Annotated in this window: 7 protein-coding genes and 2 pseudogenes; 3 read left to right on the top strand and 6 right to left on the bottom strand. The window is 69.3% G+C overall.

Translation table 11 applies throughout. The features are described 5' to 3' along the window. Nucleotides 1-501: 501 nt before the first annotated feature. Nucleotides 502-744: a hypothetical protein gene (locus tag ADL29_RS23695; RefSeq protein WP_053925622.1), complete on the bottom strand. Its 243-nt coding sequence runs from the start codon at nucleotides 742-744 to the stop codon at nucleotides 502-504. 161 nt (nucleotides 745-905) lie between these two features. After that, entirely contained in the window at nucleotides 906-1475 is a 570-nt protein-coding gene (locus ADL29_RS23690; RefSeq protein WP_053925621.1) for an RNA polymerase sigma factor, read from the bottom strand. Between the two features lie 233 nt (nucleotides 1476-1708). On the opposite strand from ADL29_RS23690, the gene ADL29_RS23685 reads away from it, so the two are divergent. After that, nucleotides 1709-1936: a hypothetical protein gene (locus tag ADL29_RS23685; protein WP_053925620.1), complete on the top strand. Its 228-nt coding sequence runs from the start codon at nucleotides 1709-1711 to the stop codon at nucleotides 1934-1936. Nucleotides 1937-1960: 24 nt separating this feature from the next. Here ADL29_RS23685 and ADL29_RS23680 read toward each other — a convergent pair whose 3' ends face one another. After that, nucleotides 1961-2887, bottom strand: a complete 927-nt coding sequence (locus ADL29_RS23680) for an STM4015 family protein (RefSeq protein WP_053925619.1) — start codon at nucleotides 2885-2887, stop codon at nucleotides 1961-1963. 263 nt (nucleotides 2888-3150) lie between these two features. Beyond that, nucleotides 3151-3729 carry a LuxR C-terminal-related transcriptional regulator gene (locus tag ADL29_RS23675; protein ID WP_078971227.1) on the bottom strand — a complete coding sequence of 193 codons (579 nt, stop codon included), beginning with the start codon at nucleotides 3727-3729 and terminating at the stop codon, nucleotides 3151-3153. Between the two features lie 478 nt (nucleotides 3730-4207). Between ADL29_RS23675 and ADL29_RS23670 the strand changes: the two genes are divergently transcribed. Both ADL29_RS23670 and ADL29_RS23665 read left to right on the top strand, forming a co-directional pair. Next, nucleotides 4208-7717, top strand: coding sequence for an ATP-binding protein (locus ADL29_RS23670; protein ID WP_245689602.1), 3510 nt, complete (start codon nucleotides 4208-4210; stop codon nucleotides 7715-7717). A 163-nt stretch (nucleotides 7718-7880) separates the two neighbouring features. Continuing rightward, entirely contained in the window at nucleotides 7881-9257 is a 1377-nt protein-coding gene (locus ADL29_RS23665; protein ID WP_053925616.1) for a glycosyltransferase, read from the top strand. Nucleotides 9258-9434: 177 nt separating this feature from the next. Here ADL29_RS23665 and ADL29_RS46660 read toward each other — a convergent pair. Further along, nucleotides 9435-10115 (bottom strand): annotated as a pseudogene (locus ADL29_RS46660) (thioesterase domain-containing protein); the annotation flags it as partial. Nucleotides 10116-10343: 228 nt separating this feature from the next. Beyond that, nucleotides 10344-13121, bottom strand: a pseudogene (locus ADL29_RS45450) (type I polyketide synthase); the annotation flags it as partial.

Raw genomic sequence — 13121 nt, 5'->3', positions numbered from 1 at the left:
TCTTGCCGCAAGCCCCCCAGTGCGCTATACGTTAAGAGTGGCGAGGAGAGGCATCTCCTTGCCTTTGCCTTTTTGCCGTCCAGCTGGGCCGGCACGTTTCTCGCGAAGTGGTGGCACGCCGCGTACGGGTACGCGTGGTTGGCCCAGGCGGATGTCGCTCGCCAAACGGACGCTTGACGGCCGCCGTAGCTCACATCGGCCGACATCCATACGCCCGGTCACGGGACACCGGAGCGGTCCAGGCAATGGCGGGGCCGGTCGGTGTGGCCCTCCCCCTGTATGGCCACACCGACCGGTCCTTCGCCCTCTAGGCGGACTCTCGTCCCACTGCTACCAGGAACCTGCACCAGGCAGGATTGAGAGTCCGCAGGAACGCCGTCACATACGTCGTCCGTCCCCACCTGCGGTGAGCAACGGCGCACACGAGGGCCGCGATGGCTGCGACCGGGCGGCGGGCCATCCCGATCCGGCCGGCGCGTGAGTGTGGTCTTCCCTCTGGGGTCACTTGCCCCACCTGACCACGGATCGTTCCATCCCGGTGTCGAGTGCATTCTGGTACCAGGCCTCCGACGAGAGGTCAGGCGTTTCGGGGGGCTCTGCGCAGAGGGGGTCGGCTGCTTCCGCGATCACCCGGTACAGCGAGTCCCAGTCCTGGGCCGTGCGCGTCCCCCCAGGCACGAGCCGGTCCCCCGCCCGGAGGTAGGCGAGCATCCTCTCGTGTGGAGAGGACTGTCGATCACTCATGTAATTCCCCTTCAGATCTACTGGTGTGGTGGATTCCACCCTGCGGCCACGGCCAGTGAGTGGACCGGCCGTGGCCACCGGGCGGGATCCAACCCGGCACCCCGGGGCGGAGCCGGGGCACGGCGGCCACCGTGTGCGGCCGCCGGGAGCCCGGATTCCGCCTATGCCGGCTCCGCCTCCTCGTCGTCCTGGCAGAGCTTGGCCTTCTTCTCGGCCGCGGCCAGCTCACGGCTGACCGTTGCCGACGAGATCTCCAGCAGCTCGGCGATCTCGAGGCCCATGAGGCCCCAGATGTGTGTGAGCTCCCAGACGGCCGCCTGCCGTTCGTTGGCGATGGCCGCCTTCACCGATTCGAGCAGCTCGAGGTACTCCAGGCCGGCGACCGGACTGGAGCTGAACTGCCTGGCGTGCTCGGGAGGTTCGTCGTAGGGGCGTTCGCCCGAGGAGCTCTTGCGCCAGTAGTCGCGGAGCTTGTTGCGGGCCACCGCGGTGGCGAACACGATGACCGGCTTGTTGAACTTCGTTCCCTTACGGAACTCCTGGAAGACGGCGATGCATACCTCCTGGGTGATGTCCTCGGCCAGGTGGTAGTCGTGCGTGACCCGCGTGACCGAGGAGATCAGCCGCGGCACAACGCTGCTCAGCGCCTCCTTCAGCGCCGCCTCGCGTTCCTTCGACAGCTTGCGGGACAACTCCGGGGAGTCGTCGCCGCCGTCTGCGAGGTGCCTCATGTGTGGTGCCTCTCCGCTGTCCGGGTGCTGCCTTCAACGCCCCGGGCTCCCTCTATGGACGCGGAACGGACCGCGGATTTTTCACGGCCCGGAAAGGAAAATTCCCGTGGGGACGGCGGGACTTGGAGTGGTAGGAGACGCCGCGGCCCTGAGTGGCCGACTCCCCACCGGCCCCACGGTCTCCGTCCAGTCATCCACCCCGTGCCTCCGGCACCCCCAAGACAGGAGTGGTCATGCCCACGAGAATTCCGGACGAGGGCACCCCTCAGCCGCAAGACACCGTGCCGGCGCGTACCGTCTGGTCGCTGCTGATGCTCGTCCTGGCACTGCTGGGGCTGATGGGTGCGGGCATCCTCGTGTACGTGACGTGGCGTCACCCGTCCCTGGGCACCCCGCTGGGTGTGGCGTTCGCGGGCGTCACCCTCCTCACGACGGTCGTCGCTTCGCTGTCGCGCCGGTAGGAGCCGGCTTGCCGTCCCGCCCGCTCAGAAGTCCCGTCCGTCGGCGACCCAGAGATAGGCCTCATCGTCGAAGGGACCGTGATATTCGCCCTGCGCCTCGCCGAGGTCGACGTCGGTATCCGGGTATGCGGCCCGCAGTCGCTCCATCATGCCGTCGGACAGATAGTGGTGGTGGAGGTCCAGACGCTGCAGATGGGTCAGCGGCTGTCCGCAGAGCAGGCTTTCCGCGCCCCGGTCGCTCAGCGCGCCCAGGGCCAGGCTCAGGGACCGGAGGCGCGCCACCACAGGAGCGGTCGATGCCGCCTCTGCCATCTCGTCCTGGATCGAGCTGTTCTCCAGGCCCAGGGATCGCAGCGAAGGCAGCCGCTCTCCGCTCAGGAGGGGCGTCAGATCGAAGACGTCGGCCACTTCGAGCCCGTCGTCATCGACGCCGAGCCATAGGTCCAGGTGTCCCAGCCCGGGAAGGTCGCTGGCCGCGACCGCCTGCAGGACGCCGGACGGCAGGCCGCAGGACTCGAACCGCAGGGTTTTCAGTGCGGCATGACGGAAGGGTTGCAGCTCCCATCCCTGCTTGCCCCGGACGTCCAGTCTCTCCAACAGCGGGAAGCGCTCAAGGACGGGTGTGAGGTCGGTCTGCCAGATGCAGGGGAAGTCCTCCTCGTCGCCGAGATACAACGCCCGCAACTGCGGGAAGCGCTCGGCGGCCGCAAGCAGGGAGGTGGCGGCGTCCGGGCCGTCGAAGCCTGTGAAACCCACTACCAGAGTGGTGACTTGGGTGGTGTCCACCGACTGCACAAAGCGCTCGAAGACCTCGGGGAACTCGGGCGGTCCCGAGACCGGCGCGCTCAGACTCCAGGCCGGTCCCTGCCGGACGGCCCTTGCACCACCGTCCGGATCGAACGCCTGCAAGGGCCGGCCGTGGAACTCCTTGGTGCGCAGATAGCCGGTCATTGCTGCTCGCCTTCGTTCCGGGAAGTGACCCAAGGGATCGAACCACACCACCCCAACGCCCTTACGAGGCGGCCGGCTTTCGCACGTCCCGCCCAGGCACCCGGACGAGAGCAGGCATCCAGGGATCGACGAGCCCCAAGTGCCGCGCCAACGCGTGCACGCCTGGGCCAGTCGGCGCTTCGACCGCCGATGGGCGAACGCCGCCCCAGTCACCGTCGCGAGCGGATGCCCGCTCGCGACGGACCGCGCGGGCCCCAGGCCGCTCACTTCACGAAGTCGTCCACGACTTCCGGCGGCCAGGTGCCGACCTTGAGCACGCCCATGGAGTATGCGCGGGAGACCAGCGCGGCGCGGTTGGGCACCTTCAGCTTCCGCAGCAGGCAGGTCACGTGGTACTCGACGCCCTGCCGGCTGAGGTAGAGCCTGGCTGCCAGGGGGACGGTGGAAACGCCGGCGGCGATGCCTTCGAGGATGCGCGCGTCCATCGCGGAGAGGATCTTCTTGCGTTTGGTCACGACCTGCGCCCCCTCGGCTTCCCCGGCCGAGGGCATCATGACCAGGATCGCGGTCGTGTCGGGCAGGCCGCCGCGCACCGCGACCGCGGTGAGGGGAACGGTGAAGGCGGACCCCTCGCCGGGCCCCACGGCAATGACGGGCGTGACGAATCGCTGATGCTTCCCTTCCAGTAAATTGGAGAATTGGCGCACTAACGGCTGCTGCACGCTCGGGTGCACCACGTCACGGAAATTGCGGCCGCATAGGTCCTCGGACGAGCCGTTGAACTGCCGGAAGAACTCCTGGTTCGCCTGCTGGATGGTCAACGTTTTATCAAGGCTCGCCATGCAAAGGCCCGGAACTGCAGGTGCTGGACTCAGCAAGAGAGGGCTCCCTGTCAGAGAACTTGAGGGCGAAATCTATTCGGAGGCTGGCGAGCGGCGGTGAAGGCCGTCATCAGGGGCGTCATCGACCCTGGGACCAGCGGTATCTCCAGATGTTGAACATTGTGCGTCATCGCCCTTGCGGGGTCCTGGTCGTGCCACTGGCGGCCCCTTGCCATCGCCTGCCATCGTTTTCCGGACCCCTTGTCGAAATCCTTGCCGAACACCTGCCGCTTTCTTGCCAATCGATGGGCATCCACCCTGGAAGGTGCTTTCTCTATGTCAAGATCCGCAGAGGACGGTAGGAGAACAGTCAGCTCGAAATCGTCCGTCAGCCATATCCGCGAGAGCCATGGGGACCGTCATGCACGCACCTCCGACCGCAAACGTGTCACCCACGACGACCGGCGGGGCTGAGCTCTTCCTGAACGTTCTGGGGCCCATGTCGGCGCGACGCAACGGTCATGACCTGCCGCTCGGCCCGCCACGCCGGCGAACACTGCTCGCCCTGCTGCTCATCCGCCTTGGCCGCGTGGTGCCCACCGAAGTGCTCATCGAGGAACTGTGGGGTGACGGGGCACCCCAACACGCCGTCGCCACGCTCCAAAGCCATGTTTCTCATCTGCGCCGGGCCCTGCATACAGTGGCGGGAACGGGCCAACTTTCGGTGCTGCGTCATCGGACGCGCGGTTACGTCCTCGATCTCGATCCCGAACAGGTCGATGCCTGCCGGTTCGAGCGTCTGGTCACCGACGGACGGCGGCTGCTGGAGCAGCACGATCCGCGTACCGCGCAGGCCCTGCTCACGGAGGCTTTGGGGCTGTGGCGCGGCTCGCCCTACGCGGAGTTCGACGGCAATCTGCCGCTCAGTGGCGAGTGCACCCGACTCGAACAGCTCCGGCTCACCGCCGTGGAGTCCTGCGCGGAGGCGCGGCTGGCTCTCGGCGCGGCCGAAGAGGTCGCCGCCGATCTGGACGGGGAGGCGCGCCGTCATCCCACGCGGGAGCGGCTGGTCGGCCACCTCATGACGGCGCTGTCCCGGCTCGGGCGGCAGGCCGAGGCGCTTGAGGTGTACGAGCGGACGCGTAGTCATCTGGTCGAGCAGTTCGGACTGGACACCGCAGCGGAACTACGCCGGGTCAGAAACGCGATCCTGCGCCAGGAGCCGGAAGCGAGCGCCCCCTCGAAGAAGCTGCCTCCCACACCACCGGAGTCCACCGGAGCGTCACATGTCCCGGTCGTGAGGAACGAGACCGGAGACGACGGAGAACAGAACCCCGAGGGCTTCGGGGGTTCCGGGGCGGGGAGGACGGCCGTCACGCCCCAGGGGCACGGCCGGGCGGTGGCAACCAACGACGCCAACGGGACGGATGACTCCGGGGCGGCCGTCGAACGGGAGGGGACCACGGGGACCGAGGCGCGCCCGGAGGCGCGAACCGATGTGCCGCCGGGCGCGCGGACGGATGCCGCCGGCACGCAAGCGGGGACAGCCCGGTGGCAGCCCGTGCCCGGGCCGGAACACGAGTCGGCAGCCGCCACGGCGGCCGGCGCATCCCCGGAGTTCGAGTCGGGGTGGACGGCTGTCCCTTCGCCGTTCATCGGCCGCGGCCAGGACCTCGACCGCCTGACGACCGCCGCCGCGAGCGCGGTCGTGGGCCACGGCCATGTGGCCGGCGTCCTCGGCCCGGCAGGCGTCGGAAAGACCCGCCTGCTGCTGGAACTTGCGGCACGTCTGGAGAGCATGGACGCGCAGGAGAAGGGCCCCAGGCTGGAGGTGATCTGGAGCCACTGCTTCCCCGGCGAAGGCGTCCCCGCCTACTGGCTCTGGACCCAGATCCTGCGGCGGCTGTCCGCCACCCGGCCGGACGCCTTCCGCAAGGCGACGGAACCGTACGGCGCCCTGCTCGCCCCACTGATGCCCGAGCGGTCGGCGGCCCGGACCGGAGGCCCGCAATGGGCCTCCGACTGGTCCCAGGCCCGCTTCCTCGCCCACGACGCGGTCTGCGAGGTGTTACTCACCCTCGCCGGGCAACACCCGCTCGTGCTGCTCCTCGAGGATCTGCAATGGGCGGACACCGCCTCCCTCGACCTGCTCAGGCTGCTGAGCACCCGCTGCCAGGGCCATCCGCTCGGCATCGTGCTCACGGTCCGGAAGTTCGAGGCCGAGTCGGACGCAGAGCTGCGCCGGATGGTCTCCTGCGTACTCCGTGGCCCCAGGACCGAGACGCTGCGGCTCGGCGGGCTCTCCCTGCAAGCCGTCGGCGCCCTCGTCGAGGCACATGCAGGAGCTGGTGTGGACCCGAGGGTTGTCGAGGTGCTGCACCGCCGCAGCGCAGGCAATCCGTACTTTGTGATGCAGCTTCTCTCCCTTGTGGGCGATGCGCGGAAGCTCCATCGCCCGGATGCGGTGGACGCGCTGCTGGCTCACATTCCCACCGGCGTGCGCGAGGCGCTGCACCAGCGGTTCGCCGCGCTGCCCGAGCCGGTCCTGCGGGTGCTTCGACTGTGCGCCATCATCGGCGCCGAGGTGGACACCGATCTGTTGCGCCGGATCGCCGCGGGCGACGAACCGGTCATCGCGGGTCTTGAGTCGGCCATCCGTGCCGGCCTGCTCGGTGAGGACCCGCACCATCCGGGGCAGCTGCACTTCGCTCACGCCCTGGTCCAGGAGGCGCTCGTTGACGAGCTCCCCCGTGAGGACCGTCACCGCCTGCACGCCAGGGTCGCCGACGCACTGTGCGCACGCAGGCGCGGGTACGTGGGGGACGAGGAGATCGAGCGGGTGGCACATCACAGCTGGCACGCCAAGAGTGCACTGCCCGCCGTGGAGGTGCTGCCTCGGCTGCTGCTCGCCGTGGAACACGCCGAGCAGTCCATGGCGTACGAGCAGGTGGAGATCTGGCTACGCCGCGCAGTACACCTGGTCGGCTTCCTGCCGCCGGACGATTCCGCCACGGTGAGCCTGGAACAGAGGCTGCACATTCAACTCGGCCAGGTACTCGCCACCACTCGCGGCTACGGCCACCCCGAGGCCGAGGCGGCATTGATGCGCGGTCGCGCCCTCAGCACGGTCACTCATGCCCCCGAGGACCCGTCGGTGCTCTGGGCGCTGTGCGCGGCACACCTGGTCACCGGCCGCTACGACACCTCACGGCAGTTGTCGGGACTGCTGCGGGACATCTCGCAGCAGACCGGGGAGCCCGTGGCGGCGCTCGGTGCGGCGTACGGCGAAGGCATCGTGCTGCATGTGCGCGGAATGCTGCCGCAGGCGCTCGCCGAACTGGAGCGCGGCGTCGGCATGGCAGATCGTTTCGCCAACGAGGGTCATGCGCTGGCGCGTACCTTCCAGCACGACCCGCGCGTCTCCTGCCGCTCCTACGACACCTTCACCCACTGGCTCCTTGGGCACCGGCAGACCGCCGACGCGCGCCGACGTGAGCTGTTGACCCTCACCGAGTACGAGAGCAGGCCGTCCGACCGCTCCTTCGCGCTGTACGTGGACGGGGTCGTGGCGGCTTGGGAGGGGGACACCCGCACCGCACTCGCCTCGAGCGACCAGGGCGTCCGCGTTGCGGGCGACCATGGACTTCTCTACTGGAGGGCAATGCTGGGCGTCGTCAAAGGGTGGGGCCTGGTGCATGCAGGAGATCACGACGATGGCCTCGCCCTCATGCACACCTCGCTGGCCGAATTGAGCCAGTCCAGGACGTACATACGCCACCCGCTCCACCTGGGCCTGTTGGGTCAGGCGCAACATCACGGCGGGCGGATCGAGGAGGCGAGGAACACCTTCCGGATGCTGCTGTCCGCCGTCGAACAACGCCGCGAGCGCGTGTACCTCCACCCGGCACTGCCCGCGACCGCGCTGCTCCACGAACTGCTGGGCCACGGTGCCGACGAGGCGCTCGCAGGCTGGGACCCAGGACGGGACGGGCCCGACTCCGGCCGATGAGCGTGGTGGGCCCATGCCCTGCCTCGTCAGTTGGCTCGTCCGGTCCGGGGCCAAGTCTAAGGATTTCCCGACGCCCGGCGTGACATCAAAGGTAGGTGCGACCAATCACCCCGCACACAGGCGTGCTCGCCGAGCCCAGCCTGCCACCGGTGAAAGGGAATCCATGGAATCCGCCCGACGGCCGATCCTCTTCGTCAGCCTTCCGGAGAGCGGCCTGCTCAATCCGCTGCTCGTGCTGGCGGGCGAACTCTCTCGCCAGGGCGTGGAGGACCTCTGGTTCGCCACCGACGAGCCGCGCCGCAACGATGTGAAGCGGATCGCAGAGGGCTCCCCTGTGGAGTTCGCCTCCCTGGGCGAAGTCGACTCCGAAATGTCGGCCGTGACGTGGAGCGATGAGATCTACCGCGAGGTAACGCAGCCTTCGCGCTTCAAGGCTCACCGCGCGGTGGTCAGGCACACCTACAGGCCCGGCATCCAGGCGGAGAAGTTCCGCCGTCTCCAGGCTGTCGTCGACGAGGTCCGGCCGGCGCTGATGGTCATCGACTGCATCAGCAGCTTCGCGGTCGACGTGGCCATCGCCCGGAAGATCCCGTACGTGCTGAGCGTGCCGTTCCTGCCGAGCAATGTGCTGACGGCGCATACGCACTTCGCGAAGAGCTACACCCCGCGGGGCTTCCCCGTCCCGCACACGGGGTTGTCGCGGCGGATGACGCTCACGCAGCGCGTCCGCAACGAGCTGTTCAAGCTGCGGACCTTCGCGATGTTCCTCAACCCCCGACTGGGCAGGGTCCTCGCGGAGGACAACCGGCGGCGCAAGGAACTCGGGCTGCCGAAGGCCAGTTTCATGGCCCGGATCGAGCACGCCGAGCTGGTGCTGTGCAACTCCATCGCCGAGCTGGACTACCCCTTCGACATCCCGGAGAAGATGCGGCTGGTGGGTGCCATGGTGCCGCCGCTGCCTGAGGCGCCGGACGACCAGGACCTCTCGCGGTGGCTGGACGCCCAGTCCTCCGTGGTCTACGTGGGGCTCGGGACGATCACCCGGCTGACGCGGGAGCAGGTCGGCTCCATGGTGGAGGTGGCCCGGCGGCTGGAGGGCCGACACCAGGTGCTGTGGAAGCTGCCCTCGGAACAGCAGCATCTGCTGCCGCCCATGGCGTCGCTGCCGGGCAACCTGCGTGTCGAGAGCTGGGTTCCTTCGCAGATGGACGTGCTGGCTCATCCGCATGTCAAGGTGTTCTTCACCCACGGCGGCGGCAACGGCTACAACGAGGGCATGTACTTCGGCAAGCCGCTCGTGGTGCGACCGCTGTGGGTGGACTGCTACGACCAGGCCGTCCGCGGCCAGGACTTCGGCATCAGCCTGACCCTCGACCAGCCGCAGAACTTCAACGTCAACGACATCGTCGACAAGCTCACGAGGGTCCTGGGCACCCCGTCCTTCCACGAGAAGTCGGAGCGGCGGGCCGCCCTGATGCGCTCGGCGGGCGGGCGGGAGACCGCCGCCAGCCTGCTTCTCGCGCTCCCGGCCCTGGCCTGAGAGCCCCCGGGTACACCCGCACGGGTGGTGACATTCTCCAGTACCCGGTAGACGGCCGGCTGCTCAGGCAGCCGGCCGTCTCGCGTGCGACCGCGTCCCGGATACGTCCGGGCGGGCGGCCTGGTGGCCGCCCGCCGTGGCGTTCTGCCGCTGTGCCGTTGTTACTCGGTTACTCGGTTACTCCGCTCCTTGGTCCCTCGTTTGCCGTTGTGATGTGTTGCTGAGGGAGTCGAGCCATTCCTTGACGATCCGCGCGGTCTCCGGGGCATCGTCGCGGACCATCGAGAAGTGGTCCGCGTCCACGCTACGGACGTCGACCGGGCTGCCGTGGTCCTCGCCGTACACTCCCGAGTCGGTCCCGATGCCGAAGGTCTCCTTGGTGGCACGGATGATCAGCACGGGAACGGTCGTGTGCCGCACTTCGAGCTGGTTCAGCATGCCCATCCAGCGCGCCATCGCCGACAGCCTGGAGTTCGTCATCCGTACCGGCGAGACCTCGTCGACCATGAAGTGGCGTCGCATCAGGCCCGCGTAGTCGATCGTCTCGTTCTGCTCGTGCCGGAGGCTGAGGGTGTCCAGCAGCACCACGGCCTCGGGCCTGATGCCCCAGGTGTTCTCCAGCAGGGCCGCCGCCAGGTAGGCGAAGGCGCCGGCGGACGAGTGCCCGACCAGGACGAAGGGGTTGCCGTCGCTCGCGCGAAGCGTGCTCTCCGCGACGACCCGCACCGCGGTCTCGGGGGTGGCCGGTAGCCGCTCCCCCGCGGCAAAGCCGACCAGCGGCAGCGCACTGACGTGGCGCTCGCCCCGGAAGGATGCGGCGAGCCTGGCGTATTCGTGTACGCCGCCGTTGGCGGTGGGAGTGCTGACACAGATCAGCCGCGGCGTGCCGGGGCCCTCGGCCAGGGTGGCCGGGAGCGGCAGATCCTCCAGTTCGGCGGTGTTCTCGAAGCTCGGGCGGAGGGCGCCGAGGGCGGAGAGCATGCGCTGGGCCTCCGGGATCCTGCCGCTTTCCAAGGCATCGAGGAACATCCGCTCGAGCGAGTCGGTCTCGGGTGCGGCGGCCGGGAGGAAGCCCGCTTGCGACGCGGAGCCGTCCAGGGCCGACTGGGCGGCCAGGTCGGCGTGGAGCCGGGCTGCGAGGTCGGTGGGGGTCTTGCTGTCGAAGACCACGGTTGCCGAGAGGTGCAGTCCGGTGAGGGTGGAGAGCCGGTTGCGCAGTTCGACGGAGGTCAGGGAGTCGAAGCCCAGCTCATAGAACTCCCTGCGGGCGTCGACGTTCTTGGCTGAGGCGTGTCCGAGGACGGCGGCGGCCTCGGTCCGTACGACGTCGGTCATCAGCTGCGTGCGCTCCTCGGGGCGCGCTGCTCGCAGTCGGTCGGCGAGCAGTACGGCCGTCTCTCCTGTCGTGTTCACGGCTGTACGGCGGGCGCCCTTGACCAGGCCGCGCAGCATCGACGGGACGGGGCCCTGGGCCCGCACCGGTCCGGAGACGCGGCCGACCGCGACGAGGTGGGCCGCGCTGCTGGCGGTAGCGGCGTCGAAGAGAGCCAGGCCGCGCTCGGGGCTCAGCGGTGCGGTCCCGTACGAGGCCATCCGCTGCATATCCGTGTCGGAGAGGTTGGCGGTCATGCCGCCGTCCTGGGTCCAGGCGCCCCAGGCCAGGGACTGCGCGGGCAGCCCCAGGCCCACCCGGTGCCCGGCCAGCGCATCGAGGAAGACGTTGCCTGCGGCGTAGTTGCCCTGTCCCAGAGAGCCAAGCACCCCGGAGATGGACGAGTACAGCACGAAGGCGGCCAGGTCGAGGTTCTTGGTGGCCTCGTGCAGATGCCAGGCGGCATCCGCCTTCGGGCGCAGTACGACCGACAGCCGCTCCGGCGTCAGCGAGGTGACCAGCCCGTCATCGAGAACACCGGCCGTGTGGATCACGGCGGTCAACGGGTGTTCGGCCGGTACGGCGGCGACGAGAGCGTCCACCGCCTTCCGGTCGGCCACGTCACAGGCACGCACGGTGATCTGCGCGCCGTGGGCGGCCAGTTCGTCGCTCAGTCCGGAGACGCCCGGCGCCTCGGGTCCGCTCCGGCTGACCAGCAGCAGATGCCGCACACCGCGCTCCGCCACCAGATGCCGGGCCAGCTCACGCCCCAAGCCTCCGGTACCACCAGTGATCAGCACCGTGCCGTCCGCATCCCACGCCCGCGACGACACCCCCGCACCCTCACCACCCAGCTCCGCCAGCCGCCCCACCCGCACAACACCCTCGCGCACCACGAACTGCGCATCCCCAGCAGCCAACAGACCCGGCAGACCCGCAAGCACCTCCACCAGATCCCCGGAACCGGCCTCCAGGTCCACCAGCGCGAACCGCCCGGGGCTCTCCGACTGCGCCGAACGCACCAGACCCCACACCGCCGCACCGGCCAGGTCCGCCACCGACTCCCCCGCATCGGCGGAGACTGCGTTACGGGTGACAAACACCAGACGCGAAGCGCCGGAACCCTCCCGGCCGGCCCACTCCTGAAGCAGACCGAGAACCCGGGCCGTCAACTCATGGGCGGCAAACGGCACATCGCCACCCACACCGGACACGGGAACCACCACGAAATCCTCATCGCCGGAAAGCTCCGCCAAAGAGGCGACCGACGCGCCCAGGCCCAGCTCATCCACGCCCAAGGACACACACCGCACCTCGGCAGACCGCACCTCAGGACCAGACACCCACTCCAACGACAACAGTGCGTCGCGCTCCGCGCCGCGCCGCGCCGTCAACGGTGTTTCTGCATCGGTCAGTTGGGCTCGCAGGACGAGTTCCTCAACGGACAGGACGGGGGCACCTTCGACGTCGACGGCAACGATGGACACCGTGTCCTCGCCGGTCTTGATCACCCGGGCCCGCAGGACCGAGGCGCCGCCCGCGTGCAGCGAAACGCCCCGCCAGGCGAAGGGCAGGAGCTTGTCCCCCGCAGCGCCGATCCCGGCCATCCGGCGTGACTGGAGCACCGCGTCCAGGAGCACCGGGTGGAGCCCGAAGGCCCCGGCATCGTCGGCGACCTGGTCCGGCAGCGCCACCTCCACGTAGGCACCGTCCTCGCCCTGCCACACCGAGCGCAGGCCCTGGAACGCGGGGCCGTAGCCAGTCGTGTCGTAGAAGCCCTCCAGGTCGACGGCCACCGCGCCCTGCGGCGGCCAGACCGTGGAACCGAAGTCCACGAGCCGTTCACCGCTGGTCAGCGTGCCGCCCGCGTGCTGCACCCACGGCTGGTCGAAGTCACCGTCCGGGCGCGAGTACACCGAGACGGAGCGGCTCCCCTTCTCGTCGGCGGGCCCGACCAGCACCTGGACCTGCGTACCGCTCTCCTCCGCGAGCACCAGCGGGGTCATCAGGACGAACTCGTCGACCCGGTCGCAGCCGACCTGGTCGGCGGCGCGCATCGCCAGCTCCAGAAAGCCGGTGGCCGGGAAGAGGACGCTGCCGCCCATGGTGTGGTCGGTCAGCCACGGGTATGCCTGCAGCGACAGCCTGCCCGTCAGCACCACCTCGCCGGAGTCCGCAAGAGTGGGCGAGGGCGGTCAGCAGCGCGGTCTCCTCGGGCCGGTCCTTGCGCAATACGGGGACCGCCACCGCCGTCTCGTCCAGGGTGTGCTGGGCCATCGCCGTCAGCACACCGTCCGGGCCCAACTCCAGGAAGACGGACGCCCCTTCGGCGGCCAGGGCCCGGACACCGTCGGCGAAGCGCACGGTCTCGCGCACATGGCGGACCCAGTAGCCGGGCGAGCACACCAGCCCCTCGGCGGCGACCTCCCCGGTCACGTTCGAGACCAGCGGGATCTGCGGCGCCTCGTACGACAGCCCCTCGGCGACCCGCC

The sequence above is a fragment of the Streptomyces chattanoogensis genome (genome assembly GCF_001294335.1).
GTDB lineage: Bacteria > Actinomycetota > Actinomycetes > Streptomycetales > Streptomycetaceae > Streptomyces > Streptomyces chattanoogensis.
This window is presented reverse-complemented; position numbering and strand designations above follow the sequence as displayed.